We start from the raw sequence: 20470 nt of genomic DNA on the forward strand, positions 1-20470 counted from the left end.
CAGCTCTCCCGGCACGCCAAGGGGCGAGGGCTGGAGGTGCTCGTCGAGGACGTACAGGCGCGAGAGGGCCAGGGGCCGGCCCAGTGGCACGGTGGCCGGTGAGGAGTCCGGGGTGGGCCACTCGACGCGGCCAGCGAGCACGCCCACCGTCGTCTCGGTGGGGCCGTAGTGGTTGAAGACTTCGCAGTCGGGAGCGAGCGCGCGCACCTGCTCCAAGAGGGCCCAGGAGGAGGACTCACCGCCAAGCACCAGCTTCTTGCGAGGCAGGACGTGGCGGGGCTCGGCCGCGGTGAGGAGGGCGGCGAGGTGGGAGGGGACGAGCTTGACGCAGTCGACGGAGTGGCGCTGGAAGTACTCGGCGACGCCGGCGGGGTTGCTGGCGCGCTCGTGAGAGAGGACGTGAAGCAGGGCGCCGGTGCAAAGGGAGGGGAAGAGGACGGTGTTGCCGAGGTCCGCGACGAAGGTGGAGACGAGGGCGAAGCTTGCGCAGTCAGCGAGGCCCAGGCGCTGGGTGGCGGAGTGGACGTAGTGGGCGAGCTGCGCGTGGGAGACGGCCACGCCCTTGGGACGGCCCGTGCTTCCGGAGGTGAAGAGGACGTAGGCCGTGTTGTCCAGGGACACGCTGCTTGTCGGCGCATCCGTGCGGTGGCTCGCCAGGAGCTCCGCGTCTTCGTCCATCCGCACGCAGGCGCAGGAGAAGGACGCGGCATGACGGGCCACCGTCACCACGACGGGAGCGGCGACTTCTTCCACCAGGGCTTGGAGGCGCAGCGCGGGCTGGGCCGGGTCCAACGGGACGTAGGCAGCGCCGGCCTTCCAGACACCGAGCAGCGCCACCACGGTGTCGACGGAGCGCTCCAGGCACAGGGCCACGCACGACTCGGGGCCCACGCCCAGCGAGCGCAGGTGCCAGGCAAGCTGGTTGGCCCGGGCATTCAGTTGCTCATAGGTGAGGACCTGCTCCTCGCACGCCACCGCGGGCTGAGTCGGGCGGTGCGAAGCCTGCGCCTCGATGAGCGCGTGCAGGGGCTTCAGCGACGGAACGTGCTCCGTTGCGGCGTTGAAGGACTCGAGCAGCAGCGTGCGCTCGGCCGGGGCGAGCATGGGCAACTCACCCACGCGTGCGTCAGGCGAGGCGAGCGCGGCCTCCAGCAGGGAGCGCAGGTGCTCCACCATGCGCGTCATGGTGGACGCGTCGAACAAGTCCGCGCGGTAGCGGAGCGCGCCGGACAGCCCTCGGGGCGTCTGGGCCAGCGAGAGGGTCAGGTCGAACTTGGCGGCTTCGGCCTCGCTCTCCAGCGGCAGGAATGACAGTCCGGACACGGACAGCGCCGCTGCCGGCGCGTTCTGCAGCACCAGCATGACCTGGAAGAGAGGCGAGTGACTGAGGCTGCGCGCGGGCTGCAGCTCCTCGACGAGCTTCTCGAAGGGCAGGTGCTGGTGCTCGTAGGCGCTCAGGGTGGTGGCACGCACCTGGGCGAGCAGCTCGCGGAAGGTGGCCTGGGGTGCCACGCGTGCGCGCAGCACGAGGGTGTTGATGAAGAAGCCGATGAGGCCTTCGGTCTCCGAGCGGGTGCGGCCCGCGATGGGGGAGCCGACAGAGACGTCGTCCTGTCCGGAGTAGCGAGAGAGGAGCACCTGCCAGACGGAGAGCAGGGCCATGAAGGGAGTGACGCCTTCGCGCTGGCAGAAGGAGGAGAGCGCCTCGGACAGGTGCACGGGCAGATGGACGGGCAGCGCGGCACCACGCTGGGACTGAACGGCGGGGCGGGGCCTGTCGGTGGGCAGCTCCAGCAGGGATGTCGCGCCGGAGAGCTGCTGCTTCCAGTAGTCGAGCTGGCCCTGGAGGACGTCGCCTTGCAGCCAGTTGCGCTGCCACGAAGCGAAGTCCGCGTACTGGATGGGCAGGGGTGCCAGTTGCGGCGCGCGGCCGGAGGAGAAGGCCTCGTAGGCGGAGGCCAGCTCGCGCACGAGCACGCCCATGGACCAGCCGTCCGAGACGATGTGATGCATCGTCATCAGCAGCACGTGGTGCTCGGACTCCAAGCGCAGCAGCGAGGCCCGCAGCAGCGGGCCCGTGGAGAGGTCGAAGGGACGCAGGGCTTCGTCGGCCGCCAGTCGGCGCACTTCTACCAGGCGCGCATCTTCGGGCAGATGGCTCAGGTCGGCGACGTCCAGCGGCAGCGCGGAGGGCGGAGCAATGACCTGGATGGGGCCCGAGGGCTCCTCGCGGAAGGTGGTGCGCAGCGACTCGTGGCGATGCACCAGCGCGTCGAAACTCCGGCGCAGGGCCTCGAGGTCCAGCCGGCCCGACATGCGCAGCGCGAAGGGGATGTTGTAGGCGGAGCCACCGGGAGCGAGCTGGTCGAGGAGCCACAGCCGCTGCTGCGCGAAGGAGAGCGGGGGCGGAGTCGTGCGCGGCACCGGCACCAGGGGCGGCGCGGAGTCCTGTGGCACCGAGACTTCGAGCCGGCTCGCCAGGGACTCCAGCGTGGAGGCTTCGAAGACCGCGCGCAGGGGCAGTTCCACGCCGAAGCTGGCGCGGATGCGAGAGACGAGCTGGGTGGCCAGCAACGAGTGGCCGCCCGCCTCGAAGAAGTTGTCGCGGAGGCCCACTCGGGGCAGGCGCAGCACCTCGGCCCAGATGGAGGCGAGGATTTCCTCGGTGGGCGTGCGTGGGGCGACGTACCCGGCAGCGGAGGACGTGGCCTCCGGTGCGGGCAGGACCTTGCGGTCCACCTTGCCGTTGGCCGTCAGCGGGAAGGACTCCAGCAGGACGAACGCCGAGGGCACCATGTACTCGGGCAGGCGCGCCGCGAGGGCCACGCGCAGCACGTCCCCGGAGACGTCGGCTTCGCCCACGACGTAGGCCACCAGGCGCTTGTCGCCGGGGCTGTCCTCACGCGCCAGTACGAGCGCTTCGCGCACGCCGGGCTGGAGCCGCAGCACGGCCTCCACCTCGCCGGGCTCGATGCGGAAGCCACGCACCTTCACCTGGAAGTCGGCGCGGCCCAGGAACTCGAGCGTGCCGTCCGCCTGCCAGCGCGCCATGTCTCCGGTGCGGTAGAGGCGCGCGCCCGGGGTGTCGCTGAAGCCATCGGGGATGAAGCGCTCCGCGGTCAGCTCCGGCTGGCCTAGGTAGCCCCAGGCCAGACCGTCTCCACCTACGTACAGCTCGCCGGGCACGCCCACCGGCACCGGCCTGAGTGAGGCGTCCAGCACGTAGGTGGTGGACTGCGAGAGGGGCCGCCCGATCGGAACGGAGTGTCCCACCGCCGAGCGCGGGCGCAGGGTGTGGGTGGTGGAGAAGGTGGTGTTCTCCGTGGGGCCGTAGCCGTTGACGAGCACGGCGTCCGGCGGCAGGCGCGCGAGGTGCTCGCGCACGCGCTGGGCGGGCAGCACGTCGCCACCGGCCAGCAACTGGGACACGCGGGCCAGCGCTTCCCCCTGGTGCAGGGCCATCTGTTCGAAGAGGGCCGCGGTGAGCCAGAGGGTGGAAGGCGCATGCTGGCGCACCAGGGCGCCAAGCTCCTCCAGCGAGAGCGCGTGGGGCGGCGCGAGTACCAGGCGCGCGCCATGCAATAGCGCGCCCCAGATTTCCAGCGTGGAGGCGTCGAAGGCGACGGGGGCCAACTGGAGGAAGACGTGCTCGGAGCCGAAGTGGATGAAGGACGCGCCGCGCACCAGGCGCACCACGCCCCGGTGCGGCACCAGCACGCCCTTGGGCCTGCCGGTGGAGCCGGAGGTGAACATCACGTAGGCCAGCCCCAGGGCCTGCGTCAGGGATGCGGGCGCGTGGGTGGGCTGGCGGGCGATGACTTCGGACTCGGAGTCCAGCAGCACGGTGCGGCCGGAGAGGGACGGCAGGCCGCCGGCGAGACGGGAGTCGGTGAGCAGCAGCGCGGCGCCCGAGTCCTCCAGCAGTAGCGCGAGCCGCTCGCGGGGATAGGCCGTCTCCAGGGGCACGTAGGCCCCGCCCGCCTTGAGGATGCCGAGCAGGCAGATGATGAGCTCGAAGGAGCGCTCCAGGCCCACGGCGACGGGCGTGCCGGGAGCGACGCCCAGCGAGCGCAGGTGCCAGGCGAGCTGGTTGGAGCGCTCGTCGAGCTGGCGGTAGGTGAGGTGCTCGTTGCCGGAGACGAGGGCCACCGCGTCGGGCGTGAGGCGGGCCTGCGCCTGGAACAGCTCGTGGATGGTGGCGTCGCGCGGGTAGTCGGAGCGTGTGGCGTTCCAGTCGAGCAGCACCTGCTGGCGCTCGGCGTCGTCCATGAGCGGCAGCTCGGACAGGCGCGCTTCGGGCCGCGTCACGGCACCTTCCAGCAGCATGCGCAGGTGGGTGACGAGCCGGCGCACCGTGTCGTCACGGAACAGCGCGGTGCTGTAGGTGACCGTGCCCGTCAGCCCCTGGGGCGACGGGTTGAACGTGAAGGTGAGGTCGAACTTCGCGCCGCCCAGGCTCCCCATCTCCGCGGGGAGCACGGACAGCTCCTCGGGCTGCGCCGAGGCGGTCGGCCGGGGCGCATTCTGGAGGACGAGCATCACCTGGAAGAGCGGGGAGCGGCTCAAGTCGCGTTGGGGCTGCAGCGCCTCCACCAGCTTCTCGAAGGGGACGTCCTGGTGGGCGTAGGCGCCCAGGGTGCTCTCTCGGACGCGGGACAGGAGCTGGGAGAAGGATGGGTCGTCGTGCAGGCGCGAGCGCAGCGCGAGCGTGTTGACGAAGAAGCCGATGAGCCCTTCGAGCTGGGCGAAGCGGCGGCCCGCGATGGGCGAGCCGACGACGACGTCGTCCTGGCCGCTGTAGCGCGACAGCAGCGCGTGCGTGGCGGCCAGCAGGGTCATGAAGAGGGTGGCGCCGTGCTGGAGGGAGAGCGACTGGAGCGATTGGCTCAGTGGCTCGGGCAGCTGGAAGTGGACGCTGGCGCCGGCGAAGGACTGCACGGGCGGACGTGGGAAGTCCGTGGGCAGCTCCAGCGCGTGCGGAGCGTCTTCCAGGTGCTGGCGCCACCAGGAGAGCTGTTGTTCGAGGCTGTCTCCGTGCAGCCAGGCGCGCTGCCAGACGGCGTAGTGCGCGTACTGCACGGGCAGCTCGGGGAGCGGCGAGGGCCGGCCGGCGGTGAAGGCGCGGTAGAGGGTGCTCAGCTCGCGCACCAGCACGTCCAGGGACCAGCCGTCGGAGACGATGTGGTGCAGGTTCAGCAGCAGCAGGTGCTCACGCGAGTCCAGGCGCAGCAGCAGGGCGCGCAGCAGCGGGCCGGAAGCGAGGTGGAATGGGCGCCGCGCCTCCTCCGTGGCGAGGCGGCGGGCTTCGGCCTCGCGGTCCTCGCGTGAGGACACGTCGAGGACGGAGAGCACAAAGGGCGAGTGCGGGGCGATGAGCTGGAATGCCTCATCGGCCTCCTGATGGAAGGTGGTGCGCAGGGACTCGTGGCGGCGGACCAGCTCGGAAAAGGCGCGCTCCAGCGCGGAGGCGTCCAGCGGCCCGCGAAGGCGCAGGCGGTGCGGAATGCTGTAGGTGGCTGTGCCGGGCTGGAGCTGGTCGAGGAACCACAGGCGCTGCTGCGCGAAGGACAGCGGCACCCGAGGGCCCACGGGTGTCGCGGTCAGCTCGGGCAGGCCGGTGTTGCGCGAGGACTGCTCCACGCGCCGGGCCAGCGCTTCCAGCGTGGGTGCCTCGAAGAGGGCGCGCAGCGGCAGCTCCGCGTCGAAGGTGGAGCGCACGCGGGAGATGAGCTGGGTGGCGAGGAGGGAGTGGCCGCCGAGCTCGAAGAAGTTGTCGTGGAGGCCCACGCGGGGCACGCGAAGCAGCTGGGCGAAGAGGCCAGCGAGGAGCTCCTCGGTGGGAGTGCGCGGTGCGACGTAGGTGTCGGCCGAGGAGGAGGCGAGGGACTCCGGGGAGGGCAGGGCCTTCCTGTCCACCTTTGCGTTGGAGGTGAGGGGGAAGGAGTCCAGGCGCACGAGGGCGGAGGGCACCATGTACTCGGGGAGCCGCTGCTTGAGGAAGGCGCGCAGCTGGGCGGAGTCCAGGGAGTCTGGGGCGACGACGTAGCCGACGAGGCGCTTGTCACCGGGGACATCCTCACGAACCAGCGCCACGGCTTCGGCCACCATGGAGTGGGAGAGGAGAGTGGCTTCGACTTCTGCCAACTCGATGCGGTAGCCGCGCACCTTCACCTGGGCATCCGCGCGGCCGACGAAGTCGAGGAGGCCGTTGGCGCGCCAGCGCACCACGTCTCCGGTGCGGTAGAGGCGGGCACCGGGCACACCGGAGAAGGTGTCGGGTACGAAGCGCTCGGCGGTGAGGGCAGGTTGCCCCACGTAACCCCGGGCCAGGCCATCGCCGCCGATGAACAGCTCTCCCGGGACACCCACGGGCACAGGCTGTCCCGAAGCGTCCAGCACGTAGACGCGCGTGTTGCCCAGCGGCCGGCCAATGGGAACGGTGGCGCCTGGCTGGGCCGAGTCCGTCATGCGGAAGCAGGTGGCGAAGACGGTGCTCTCGGTGGGGCCGTAGCCATTGGTGACGGGCACGTGCAGCGCTTGCAGCACGCGGCGCACGTGAGGCGCGGAGACGACGTCACCGCCGGTGAGCACCTGCTTCAGAGTGCGCAGGCCCTCCAGGTTGCCGTCCACCATCTGGGTGAAGAGGCCGGAGGTGAGCCAGAGCGTCGTCACGGCGGTGCGCTGGAGCACCTGGCCCAGCTCCTCCAGCGAGGGCGCTTGGGGCTGCATGACCACCAGCCGGGAGCCGTGCAGCAGCGCACCCCACAGCTCCAGGGTGGAGGCGTCGAAGGAGACGGGGGCCAGCAGGAGGAAGGTCTCCTCGGGCCCGAAGTGGGCGTAGTCGACACCGAAGACGGTGCGCAACACGGCGGCGTGCGGAGTGCCCACGCCCTTGGGCCTGCCGGTGGAGCCGGAGGTGAAGTCGACGTACGCGAGGCTGTCAGGCAGCGCGGCCGCGGGAGGTGCCGACGTCGGTTGCCCCTCCAGGGACACCGCTCCCAGGACGACGGTGGGCAGCCCTTCGGAGGGGAGCTTCGGCAGCAGCGCACCGGAGGTGACGAGCGCGAGCGGGCGCGAGTCCTCGAGCATGGCGGCGAGGCGCTCGCGGGGGTAGCTCGGGTCCAGCGGGACGTAGGCGCCCCCGGCCTTGAGGATGGCCACCAGGGAGACGATGAGCTCGAGAGAGCGCTCAAGGGCCACGGCCACGCGCGAATCGGTGGAGACGCCCAGGCCGCGCAGGTGCCAGGCGAGCTGATTGGCACGCTCATCCAGTTGCAGGTAGGTGAGCGCGGAGTCACCGAACTCGACAGCGACCTTGTTGGGGAATCGGGACACCACGCGGGAGAAGACGTCGGGCACGGTGGAGTCACGTGGGTAGTCAGACGCGGTGGCGTTCCAGTCCACCAGCACCTGCTGGCGCTCCTCCGCCGCGAGCATTGGGATGCGCCCCATCGGTGCATCTGGCTGAGAGGCCAACGCCGCCATGAGCGTGCGGAAGTGCTCCGCCATGCGTACGGCGGTGCGCGCTTCAAACAGGTCCGTGTTGTAGCCCAGCGAGCCCTGGTAGCCCTCCGCCGCATCGGTCAGGACGACCTGCAGCTCGAACTTGGCCGTGGAGTTCTCCACCTTCAACGGGTGCAGCGACAGCGCGTGCTTCCGCGGCGCGGACTCGGGCGCAGGCGCGCTCTGCACGGTGAAGAGCACCTGGAACAACGGGCTGCGGCTCAGGTCGCGCGTGGGTTGCAGCTCTTCCACCAGCCGCTCGAAGGGCACGTCCTGGTGCGCGTACGCCCCCAGCGCCGAGTCCTTCACCTGCCGCAGCAGGTTCCGGAACGAGTCACGGCCTTCCACGCGGGTGCGGAACACCAGCGTGTTGGCGAAGAAGCCGATGAGCCCTTCGAGCTCACTGCGCTGCCGGCCCGCGATGGGCGAGCCGACGGAGATGTCCTGCTGCCCGGAGTAGCGAGACAGCAGGAGCTGGAAGGCGGCGAGCAGCACCATGAAGGGCGTGACGCCCTCCTGCTGACACAGGGTCTTGAGCTGCTCGGAGGAGGAGCGCGGCAGGGAGACAGGAACCCGGTCACCCCGGAACGTCTGCATGGGCGGACGGGGCTTATCCGTGGGCAGCTCCAGGGTGGATGCGCCGGAAAGCTGCTGGCGCCACCAGGTCAGCTGCGCGTCGAGCTCCGCCCCCTGCAGCCACTGGCGCTGCCAGACAGCGTAGTCCGCGTACTGGAGCGGCAGCGGCGCCAGGGGCGAGGGCTGGCCGGCGGAGAAGGCCTCGTAGAACGCGGCCACTTCCCGCACCAGCACGCCCATGGACCAGCCGTCCGAGACGACGTGGTGCATGTTGAGCGAGAGCACGTGCTCGGCGGGGCCCAGCTTCCACAGGCTCGCGCGCACCAGCGGGCCGGTAGCGAGGTTGAAGGGCCGCTGGCTGTCTTCTCGCAGTTGGCAATGCAACTCCTCCTGGGCGGCTTCTGGCGGGAAGCCGCTCAGATCCATCTGCGCGAGCGGTAGCTCGACGTCAGGCAGGATGAGCTGGAGGGGTTGTCCCTCGTGCTGCGTGAAGACGGTGCGCAGCGCTTCATGGCGCTGCACCAGCGCGGCAAGGCTGCGCCGCAGCACGTCCGCGTCGAGTGGTCCCTCCAGCCGCACGAAGGCGGGCATGTTGTAGGCGGGGCTGTTGGGCTCAAGCTGGTCGAGGAACCACAAGCGCTGCTGCGCGAAGGACAGGGGCAGCGCGCCGGTGCGAGGTATGGGGGTGAGGGCGGGTGCCTGGCTCCCAGACGCGGAGTCGACGCCTGCCGCGAGTCCCGCAACGGTGGGGGCTTCGAAGAGGGCGCGCAGCGGGAGCTCGGCGCCGAGGGTGGAGCGCACGCGGGAGATGAGCTGGGTGGCGAGGAGGGAGTGGCCGCCGAGCTCGAAGAAGTTGTCGTGGAGGCCCACGCGGGGCACGCGAAGCAGCTGGGCGAAGAGGCCAGCGAGGAGCTCCTCGGTGGGAGTGCGCGGTGCGACGTAGGTGTCGGCCGAGGAGGAGGCGAGGGACTCCGGGGAGGGCAGGGCCTTCCTGTCCACCTTTGCGTTGGAGGTGAGGGGGAAGGAGCCCAGGCGCACGAGGGCGGAGGGCACCATGTACTCGGGCAGACGCTGCTTGAGGAAGGAGCGCAGCTCCGCGGAGTCCAGGGAGTCTGGGGCGACGACGTAGCCGACGAGGCGCTTGTCACCGGGGACGTCCTCACGAACCAGCGCCACGGCTTCGGCCACCATGGAGTGGGAGAGGAGAGCGGCTTCGACTTCTGCCAACTCGATGCGGTAGCCGCGCACCTTCACCTGGGCGTCGGCCCGGCCGAGGAACTCCAGCACGCCGTCATGGCGCCAGCGGGCGAGGTCTCCGGTGCGGTAGAGGCGGGCACCGGGAGTGGAGGAGAAGGAGTCGGGGACGAAGCGCTCCGCCGTCAGCGCGGGCTGCTCGACGTAGCCACGGGCGACACCGTCGCCCCCGATGAACAGCTCTCCGGTGACGCCGGAGGGCACGGGCTGGCCAGAGGCGTCCAGCACGTACACCTGGGTATTGCCGATGGGACGGCCAATGGGCACGGAGGTGCCCACCTGCTCCGCTGAAGTCATCCGGAAGCAGGAGGCGAAGAGGGTGGACTCGGTGGGGCCGTAGCAGGCCGTCACCGGAATGAACATTCCTTCCAGGACGCGGCGCACGTGGGGTGCACTCACCACGTCGCCACCGGTGAGAAGCTGCTTCACGGAGCGAAGGGCGGAGGGGTGGTGGTCCACCACCTGGGTGAAGAGGCCGGAGGTGAGGTGGAGGGTGGTGACGCCGTGCTTGACCAGCACGGACTCCAACTCCTTCAAGTCGGAAGGCGAGTGGGGCGGGAAGACGACGAGCCGCGCGCCATGGAGAAGCGGCCCCCACAGCTCCAGGGTGGAGGCGTCGAAGGAGACGGGGGCGATGAGGAGGAAGGATTCATCCGGGCCGAGATGTGCGTAGTCGACACCGAAGAGGGTGCGCAGCACGGCGGCGTGCGGAGTACCGACGCCCTTGGGCCTGCCGGTGGAGCCGGAGGTGAAGTCGATGTACGCGAGGCTTTGGGGCAGCGCGGCCGCAGGAGGTGTCGACGTCGGCTGCCCCTCCAGGGACACCTCTCCCAGGACGACAGTGGAGAGGCCTTCAGCGGGGAGCTTCGCCAGCAGCTCGCGGGTGGTGACGAGCACCGTCGGGCGGGCGTCCTCCACCATGGCGACAAGGCGCTCACGCGGGTAGGAGGAGTCGAGCGGGACGTAGGCGCCACCGGCCTTGAGGATGGCGACGAGGGAGACAATCAACTCCAGCGAGCGGTCCACGGCCAGCGCCACGCGAGAGTCGGTGGACACACCGAGGGCGCGCAGGTGCCAGGCGAGCTGGTTGGCGCGCTCATCCAACTGCCGGTAGGTGAGCTTCGAGTCGCCGAACTCGACGGCGACGTTGTCGGGAAAGCGGGCGACGACGCGCGCGAAGACCTCGGGCAGGGTGGAGCCGCGCGGGTACTCGGTGGCGGTAGCGTTCCATTCAACGACTACCTGTCGGCGCTCGCCCTCCGCGAGCATGGGGACGCGCCCCATTGGCACATCCGGCTGAGAGGCCAGCGCTTCCACCAGCGTGTGGAAGTGCTCCGCCATGCGCGCGGCGGTGCCCGCCTCGTACAGGTCCGTGTTGTAGCCCAGCACGCCCTGGTAGCCCTCGGGCGTGTCCGCCAGGCTCAGCTGCAACTCGAACTTGATGGAGGGGTTGTCCACCTCCATCGGGCTCAGCGTCAGTTCCTCATTCCGCAGCGTGGCCGCGGGGACGTTCTGCAGGGCGAAGAAGACCTGGAACAGCGGGCCGCGGCTCAGGTCGCGTGCGGGCTGCAGCTCCTCCACCAGTCGCTCGAAGGGCACATCCTGGTGCGCGTACGCCCCCAGCGCCGACTCCCTCACCTGCCGGAGCAGGTCGCGGAAGGTGAGACGCGAAGCCACCCGTGCGCGCATGACCAGGCTGTTGACGAAGAAGCCGATGAGGTTTTCAAGCTCACCGCGCTGGCGGCCGGCGATGGGCGTGCCGACGGAGATGTCCTCCTGGCCGGAGTAGCGCGACAGCAGCACCTGGAAAGCCGCCAGCAACAGCATGAAGGGCGTGGCGCCCTCCTGCTGGCACAGGGCCTTGAGCTTGCCGGACGTGGTGCGCGACAGGCCGATGGGGACCTGCGCGCCCTGGAACGTCTGCATGGGCGGGCGGCGCTTGTCGATGGGCAGTTGTAGCGGAACAGCCCCCGCCAATTGGCCGCGCCAGAAGGCCAACTGCGCATCCATCACTTCGCCCTGGAGCCACTGACGCTGCCAGACGGCGTAGTCAGCGTACTGGAGTGCCAGCGGGGCGAGTGGCGAAGGCTTGCCGTGAGCGAAGGCGTCGTAGAGGGCTGCGACTTCGCGCACGAGCACGCCCATGGACCAACCGTCGGAGACGATGTGGTGCATGTTGAGAGAGAGCACGTGCTCGGCGGGGCCCAGCTTCCACAAGCTGGCGCGCACCAGCGGACCGGTGGCGAGGTTGAAGGGCTTCAGCGTGTCTGCGCGCAGCTGCCGTTCCAGCTCGGCGCGTGCGGCCTGGGGCTCCAGGCCACTGAGGTCCAAGATGTTTAGCGGCAGCTCGGCGTAAGGAGCGATGAGCTGGAGGGGCTGGCCCTCGTGCTGGGTGAAGGTGGTGCGCAGCGCCTCATGGCGGAGCACCAATTCCTCGAACGCACGGCGCAGGGAGGCCACGTCGAGGGGGCCCTCCATGCGCACGAAGCGGGGCATGTTGTAGGAGGAGCCGCCGGGCTGGAGCTGGTCGATGAACCACAGGCGCTGCTGTGCGAAGGAGAGCGGCAGCGGGCCGGTGCGGGGGACGGGGAGGATGGAGGGGGCTTGGAGGCCGGTGGAGGCGTCGCGAGACGAGTCGATGCGAGCGGCGAGGGAGGCGACGGTGGGAGCCTCGAAGAGGGCGCGCAGGGGAAGCTCGACGCCGAGGGAGGAGCGGACGCGAGAAACGACTTGAGTGGCGAGCAGGGAGTGGCCGCCGAGGGAGAAGAAGTCGTCCTGCACGCTGACGTGAGGCAGGCGCAGCAGCCCGGCCCAGAGGGAGGCGAGGATTTCCTCGGTAGGGGTGCGAGGGGCGAGGTACTCGGAAGCGGAGGAGGTGGCGTCGGGAACGGGCAGGGCCTTGCGGTCCACCTTGCCGTTGGGCGTCAGAGGCATGGCCTCCAGGGAGACGAAGGCCGAGGGCATCATGTAGTCGGGCAGGCGGGCCCTGAGGGCCTCGCGCAGCGAGTCCACGGAGAGCTCCGCCGTGCCCACGACGTAGGCGACGAGGCGCTTGTCGCCGGGGACATCCTCGCGGGCGACGACGAGGGCCTCGCGAACGGCGGGGTGCTCGCGAAGTACGGTGGCGATTTCGCCTGGCTCCACGCGGAAGCCACGCACCTTCACCTGGAAGTCGGCGCGGCCGATGAACTCGACGCGTCCGTCTGCCAGCCAACGCACCTTGTCGCCGCTGCGGTACATGCGAGCGCCGGGCAGCGGAGAGAAGAGGTCCGGCACGAAGCGTTCCGCCGTGAGCTCGGGGCGGTGCAGGTAGCCGCGAGTCACCTGGGCGCCGCCGATGAACAGCTCTCCCGGAACGCCGATGGGGGCGGGCTGGAGGTGCTCGTCGAGGACGTACAGGCGCGAGAGGGCCAGGGGCCGGCCCAGTGGCACGGTGGCCGGTGAGGAGTCCGGGGTGGGCCACTCGACGCGGCCTGCGAGGACGCCCACCGTCGTCTCGGTGGGGCCGTAGTGATTGAAGACTTCGCAGTCGGGAGCGAGTGCGCGCACCTGCTCCAAGAGGGCCCAGGAGGAGGACTCACCGCCAAGCACCAGCTTCTTGCGAGGCAGGACGTGGCGGGGCTCGGGCGCGGTGAGGAGGGCAGCGAGGTGAGAGGGGACGAGCTTGACGCAGTCGATGGAGTGGCGCTGGAAGTACTCGGCGACACCGGCGGGGTTGCTGGCGCGCTCGTGAGAGAGGACGTGAAGCAGGGCGCCGGTGCAAAGGGAGGGGAAGAGGACGGTGTTGCCGAGGTCGGCGACGAAGGTGGAGACGAGGGCGAAGCTTGAGCAGTCGGCGAGGCCCAGGCGCTGGGTGGCGGAGTGGACGTAGTGGGCGAGCTGCGCGTGGGAGACGGCGACGCCCTTGGGACGGCCGGTGCTACCCGAGGTGAAGAGGACGTACGCCACGTTGTCCGGATGCACCTGGGAGAAAGGAGCATCAGTGCTCAGGCCCGCGAGCAGTCCGGCATCCGTATCCAGCAGTACCGGGTGTGCCTGGGAGGATGCGAAGGCGACCGCACGCGAGGCCACCGTCACCACGACGGGGGCGGCGACTTCTTCCACCAGGGCATGCAGGCGCAGTGCGGGCTGGGCCGGGTCCAGCGGAACGTAGGCGGCGCCAGCCTTCCAGACGCCGAGCAGCGCCACCACGGTGTCCACGGAGCGCTCCAGGCACAGGGCCACGCACGACTCAGGGCCCACGCCCAGCGAGCGCAGGTGCCAGGCAAGCTGGTTGGCCCGGGCATTCAGTTGCTCATAGGTGAGGACCTGCTCCTCGCACGCCACCGCGGGTTGAGTCGGCCGGAGTGCGGCCTGCGTCTCGATGAGCGTGTGCAGGGGCTTCAGCGACGGAACGTGCTCCGTCGCGGTGTTGAAGGACTCGAGGAGCCGCGTGCGCTCGGCGGAAGCGAGCAGAGGCAGCTCACCCACGCGTGTATGGGGCGAAGCGAGCGCGGCCTCCAGTAGGGTGCGCAGGTGCTCCACCATGCGGGAGACGGTGGAAGCGTCGAACAAGTCGGTGCGGTAGCGGAGCACGCCCGACAGCCCTCGGGGCGTCTGGGTCAGAGACAGTGTCAGGTCGAACTTGGTGGCTTCGGCTTCGCTCTCCAGCGGGAGGAAGGACAGGCCGGGCACGGACAGCGCCGCGGTCGGTGCGTTCTGCAGCACGAGCATGACCTGGAAGAGAGGCGAGTGGCCGAGGCTGCGCGCGGGCTGCAGTTCCTCCACCAGCTTCTCGAAGGGCAGGTGCTGGTGCTCGTAGGCGCTCAGGGTGGTGGCACGCACCTGGGCGAGCAGCTCGCGGAAGGTGGCCTGGGGTGCCACGTGTGCGCGCAGCACGAGGGTGTTGATGAAGAAGCCGATGAGGCCTTCGGTCTCCGAGCGAGTGCGGCCAGCGATGGGGGAGCCGACGGTGACGTCGTCCTGTCCGGAGTAGCGAGAGAGGAGCACCTGCCAGACGGAGAGCAGGGCCATGAAGGGAGTGACGCCTTCGCGCTGGCAGAAGGAGGAGAGGGCCTCGGACAGGTGGAGGGGAAGGTGGACGGGCAGCGCGGCGCCACGCTGGGATTGGACGGCGGGACGAGGCCTGTCGGTGGGCAGCTCCAGTAGGGCGGGCGCGCCGAAGAGCTGCTGCTTCCAGTAGTCGAGCTGCCCCTGGAGGACGTCACCTTGCAGCCAGTCGCGCTGCCACGAAGCGAAGTCCGCGTACTGGACGGGAAGAGGGGCGAGCTGCGGCGTGCGGCCGGAGGAGAAGGCCTCGTAAGCGGAGACCAACTCCCGCACCAGCACCCCGGTGGACCAACCGTCCGAGACGATGTGGTGCAGGGTCAGCAGCAGCACGTGCTCGTGCTCGTCGAGCACCAGCAGGGACATGCGCAGCAGCGGGCCCGTGGTGAGGTTGAAGGGACGCAGGGCCTCGATGGTCGCCAGACGGAGTGCTTCGGCCTGGCGCACGTCTCCGGGCAGGTGGCTCAGGTCAACGACGTCCAGCGGCACGGCGGTAGGCGGAGCGATGACCTGGACGGGGCCCGAGGCGTCCACGTGGAAGGTGGTGCGCAGCGACTCGTGGCGATGCACCAGCTCCGACAGGCTGCGCTGGAGGGATTCCCGGTCCAACGCGCCCACCAGCCGCATGGAGGCGGGCATGTTGTAGGAGGAGCCGCCGGGCTGGAGCTGGTCGATGAACCACAGTCGCTGCTGTGCGAAGGAGAGGGGCAGCGGCCCGGTACGGGGGACGGGGAGGATGGAGGGGGCTTGGAGGCCGGTAGCGGCGTCGCGAGACGAGTCGATGCGAGCGGCGAGGGAGGCGACGGTGGGAGCCTCGAAGAGGGCGCGCAGGGGAAGCTCGACGCCGAGGGAGGAGCGGACGCGAGAAACGACTTGAGTGGCGAGCAGGGAGTGGCCGCCGAGGGAGAAGAAGTCGTCCTGCACGCTGACGTGAGGCAGGCGCAGCAGCCCGGCCCAGAGGGAGGCGAGGATTTCCTCGGTAGGGGTGCGAGGGGCGAGGTACTCGGAAGCGGAGGAGGTGGCGTCGGGTACGGGCAGGGCCTTGCGGTCCACCTTGCCGTTGGGAGTCAGGGGCATGGCCTCCAGGGAGACGAAGGCCGAGGGCACCATGTAGTCGGGCAGGCGGGCCCTGAGGGCCTCGCGCAGCGAGTCCACGAAGAGCTCCGCCGTGCCCACGACGTAGGCGACGAGGCGCTTGTCGCCGGGGACGTCCTCGCGGGCGACGACGAGGGCCTCGCGAACGGCGGGGTGCTCGCGCAGGACGTTGGCGATTTCGCCCGGCTCCACGCGGAAGCCACGCACCTTCAGCTGGAAGTCGGAGCGGCCGATGAACTCGACGCGTCCGTCGGCCAGCCAGCGCACCTTGTCGCCGCTGCGGTACATGCGAGCGCCTGGAGTCGGGCTGTAGAGGTCCGGCACGAAGCGCTCCGCCGTCAGCTCGGGGCGGTGCAGGTAGCCGCGAGTCACCTGGGCGCCGCCGATGAACAGCTCTCCCGGCACGCCGATGGGGGCGGGCTGGAGGTGCTCGTCGAGGACGTACAGGCGCGAGAGGGCCAGGGGCCGGCCCAGTGGCACGGTGGCCGGTGAGGAGCCAGCGGAGGGCCACTCGACGCGGCCTGCGAGGACGCCCACGGTGGTCTCGGTGGGGCCGTAGTGGTTGAAGACTTCGCAGTCGGGAGCGAGCGCGCGCACCTGCTCCAAGAGGGCCCAGGAGGAGGACTCACCGCCGAGCACCAGCTTCTTGAGAGGCAGGACGTGGCGGGGCTCGGCCGCGGTGAGGAGGGCGGCGAGGTGGGAGGGGACGAGCTTGACGCAGTCGACGGAGTGGCGCTGGAAGTACTCGGCGACACCCGCGGGGTTGCTTGCGCGCTCGTGAGAGAGGACGTGCAGCAGGGCGCCGGTGCACAGGGAGGGGAAGAGGACGGTGTTGCCGAGGTCGGCGACGAAGGTGGAGACGAGAGCGAAGCTTGCGCAGTCGGAGAGGCCCAGGCGCAGGGTGGCGGAGTGGACGTAGTGGGCGAGCTGCCCATGGGAGACAGCGACGCCCTTGGGACGGCCGGTGCTTCCGGAGGTGAAGAGGACGTAGGCCAGGTTGTCCAGGGATACGCCGCTTGTCGGCGCATCCGTGCGGTGGCTCGCCAGGAGCTCCGCGTCTTCGTCCATCCGCACGCAGGCGCAGGAGAAGGAAGCGGCATGACTGGCCACCGTCACCACGACGGGAGCGGCGACTTCTTCCACCAGGGCTTGGAGGCGCAGCGCGGGCTGGGCCGGGTCCAACGGGACGTAGGCAGCGCCGGCCTTCCAGACCCCGAGCAGCGCCACCACGGTGTCCACGGAGCGTTCCAGGCACAGGGCCACGCACGACTCGGGGCCCACGCCCAGCGAGCGCAGGTGCCAGGCAAGCTGGTTGGCTCGGGCATTCAGTTGCGCATAGGTGAGGACCTGTTCCTCGCAGGCCACCGCGGGCTGAGTCGGGCGGTGCGAAGCCTGCGCCTCGATGAGCGCGTGCAGGGGCTTCAGCGACGGAACGTGCTCCGTTGCGGCGTTGAAGGACTCGAGCAGCAGCGTGCGCTCGGCCGGGGCGAGCATGGGCAACTCACCCACGCGTGCGTCAGGCGAGGCGAGCGCGGCCTCCAGCAGGGAGCGCAGGTGCTCCACCATGCGGGAGACAGTGGAAGCGTCGAACAGGTCGGTTCGGTAGCCCAGGGTGCCAGTGAGTCCCTGGGACGTCTGGGCCAGGGAGAGTGTCAGGTCGAACTTGGTGGCCTCGGCCTCACGCTCCAGCGGCAGGAAGGACAGGCCGGACACGGACAGCGCCGCTGCCGGCGCGTTCTGCAGCACGAGCATGGCCTGGAAGAGAGGCGAGTGGCTGAGGCTGCGCGCGGGCTGCAGCTCCTCGACGAGCTTCTCGAAGGGCAGGTGCTGGTGTTCGTAGGCGCTCAGGGTGGTGGCACGCACCTGGGAGAGCAGCTCGCGGAAGGTGGCCTGGGGTGCCACGCGTGCACGCAGCACGAGGGTGTTGATGAAGAAGCCGATGAGGCCTTCGGTCTCCGAGCGAGTGCGGCCAGCGATGGGGGAGCCGACAGAGACGTCGTCCTGACCGGAGTAGCGCGAGAGGAGGACCTGCCAGACGGCAAGCAACGCCATGAAGGGAGTGACGCCCTCGCGCTGGCAGAAGGCGGAGAGCGCCTCGGACAGGTGCACGGGCAGATGGACGGGCAGTGAGGCGCCACGCTGGGACTGGACGGCGGGGCGGGGCCTGTCGGTGGGCAGCTCCAAGAGGGCGGGCGCGCTGGAGAGCTGCTGCTTCCAGTAGTCGAGCTGCCCCTGGAGGACGTCACCTTGCAGCCAGTTGTGCTGCCACGAAGCGAAGTCCGCGTACTGGACGGGGAGTGGCTCGAGGCGCGGCGGCAGGCCGGAAGAGAAGGCCTCGTAGAAGGAGACCAGCTCGCGCACCAGCACGCCCATGGACCAACCGTCGGAGACGATGTGGTGCAGGGTCAGCAGCAGCACGTGCTCATGTGCGTCGAGACGCAGCAGTGAGACGCGGAGCAGCGGACCTGTCGCGAGATTGAAGGGGCGCAGGGCCTCGGTGGTTGCCAGACGGAGTGCTTCGGTCTGGCGCGCGTCTTCGGGCAGGTGGCTCAGATCAACGACGTCCAGCGACAGGGCGGCGAACGGAGCGATGACCTGGATGGGGCCCGTGGAGTCTTCGCGGAAGGTGGTGCGCAGAGACTCGTGGCGATGCACCAGCGCTTCGAGGCTCTGGCGCAGGGCCTCGGTGTCCAGCACTCCGGACATGCGCAGGGCGGAGGGGATGTTGTAGGCGGGGCTGTTGGGCTCGAGCTGGTCGAGGAACCACAAGCGCTGCTGGGCGAAGGACAGGGGCAGCGCGCCGGTGCGCGGCACGGGGATGAGGGCGGGTGCCTGGCTCCCAGACGCGGAGTCGATGCTTGCCGCGAGCCCCTCAACAGTGGGGCCTTCGAAGAGGGCGCGCAGCGGCAGCTCGGCGCCGAAGGTGGAGCGCACGCGAGAGATGAGCTGGGTGGCGAGCAGGGAGTGACCGCCGAGCTCGAAGAAGTTGTCGCGGAGACCCACGCGCGGCACACGCAGCACCTGGGCGAAGAGTCCGGCGAGCAGCTCCTCGGTGGGAGTGCGGGGGGCGACGTAGGTGTCGGCCGAGGAGGAGGCGAGGGACTCCGGGGAGGGCAGGGCCTTCCTGTCCACCTTTGCGTTGGCGGTGAGAGGGAAGGAGTCCAGGCGCACGAGGGCGGAGGGCACCATGTACTCGGGCAGACGCTGCTTGAGGAAGGAGCGCAGCTCGGCCATGTCGAGCGACATGGGAGCGGCGAGGTATCCGACGAGGCGCTTGTCGCCCGGAACATCCTCACGCACCAGCGCCACGGCCTGGGCCACCTCGGGGAAGGCGAGCAGGGCGGCTTCGACTTCTGCCAACTCAATGCGGTAGCCGCGCACCTTTACCTGGGCGTCGGCCCGCCCGAGGAACTCCAGCACGCCGTCATGGCGCCAACGGGCGAGGTCTCCGGTGCGGTAGAGGCGGGCGCCAGGCGTGGAGGAGAAGTCGTCGGGGACGAAGCGCTCGGCCGTCAACGCGGGCTGCTCGACGTAGCCACGGGCGACACCGTCGCCCCCGATGAACAGCTCTCCGGTGACGCCGGAGGGCACGGGCTGGCCAGAGGCGTCCAGCACGTACACCTGGGTATTGCTGATGGGACGGCCAATGGGCACGGAGGTGCCCACCTGCTCCGCTGAAGTCATCCGGAAGCAGGAGGCGAAGAGGGTGGACTCGGTGGGGCCGTAGCAGGCCGTCACCGGAATGAACATTCCTTCCAGGACGCGGCGCACGTGGGGCGCACTCACGACGTCGCCACCGGTGAGAAGTTGCTTCACGGAGCGAAGTGCGGAGGGGTGGTGGTCCACCACCTGGGTGAAGAGGCCGGAGGTGAGGTGGAGGGTGGTGACGCCGTGCTTGACCAGCACGGACTCCAACTCCTTCAAGTCGGAAGGGGAGTGGGGAGGGAAGACGACGAGCCGCGCGCCATGGAGCAGCGGGCCCCACAGCTCCAGGGTGGAGGCGTCGAAGGAGACGGGTGCGATGAGGAGGAAGGTTTCATCCGGGCCGAGGTGTGCGTAGTCGACGCCGAAGAGGGTGCGCAGCACGGCGGCGTGCGGAGTGCCGACGCCCTTGGGCCTGCCGGTGGAGCCGGAGGTGAAGTCGATGTACGCGAGGCTGTGGGGCAGCGCGGCCGCCGGAGGTGCCGAAGTCGGCTGCCCCTCTAGAGACACCTCTCCCAGGACGACAGTGGAAAGGCCTTCGACGGGGAGCTTTGCCAGCAGCTCGCGGGTGGTGATGAGCACCGTAGGACGGGCGTCCTGCACCATGGCGGCAAGGCGCTCACGAGGGTAGGAGGAGTCGAGGGGGACGTACGCGCCACCGGCCTTGAGGATGCCCAGCAACGCGACAATCAGCTCCAGCGAGCGGTCCACGGCGAGCGCCACGCGAGAGTCGGTGGACACACCGAGGGCGCGCAGGTGCCAGGCAAGCTGGTTGGCGTGGGCATCCAACTGCCGGTAGGTGAGCTTCGAGTCGCCGAACTCGACGGCCACGTTGTCCGGGAAGCGGGCGACGACGTGCGCGAAGACCTCGGGCAGGGTGGAGCCGCGCGGGTACTCGGTGGCGGTGGCGTTCCATTCCACGACGACCTGTCGGCGCTCCGCCTCCGACAGCATGGACACGGAAGCCAGCGCCGCCTCGGGCCGGGCCACCAGCGCTTCCACCAGCGTGCGGAAGTACTCCGCCATGCGCGCGGCGGTGCCCGCCTCGTACAGGTCCGTGTTGTAGCTGAGCTGGCCGGAGTAGCCCCGCGGCAGGCGCCACAGGTTGAGCTCCAGCTCGAACCGGGCCGTGGTTCCCTCCAGCTCCACGGTCTCCAGGGTGAGGCCGGGCAGCTCCAGCGCTGGGATGGGTGCGTTCTGCAGGGCGAACAGCACCTGCGCCAGCGGCGGCCGGCTCAGGTCTCGCTCCACCTGCAGCGCGTCGATGACCTGCTCGAAGGGGACGTCCTGGTGG

Annotated in this window: 1 protein-coding gene (only partly in view); it reads right to left on the reverse strand. The window is 70.0% G+C overall.

This entire window lies inside a single protein-coding gene on the reverse strand: locus OV427_RS38585, encoding a non-ribosomal peptide synthase/polyketide synthase (RefSeq protein ID WP_267861229.1). The 45561-nt coding sequence extends 17733 nt beyond the window's left edge and 7358 nt beyond its right edge, so the window shows coding positions 7359-27828 (codon 2453, partial, through codon 9276, complete); reading right to left, the first codon wholly in view occupies positions 20467 to 20469. The start codon and the stop codon both lie outside this window.

The organism is Pyxidicoccus sp. MSG2 (assembly GCF_026626705.1).
Lineage (GTDB): Bacteria > Myxococcota > Myxococcia > Myxococcales > Myxococcaceae > Myxococcus.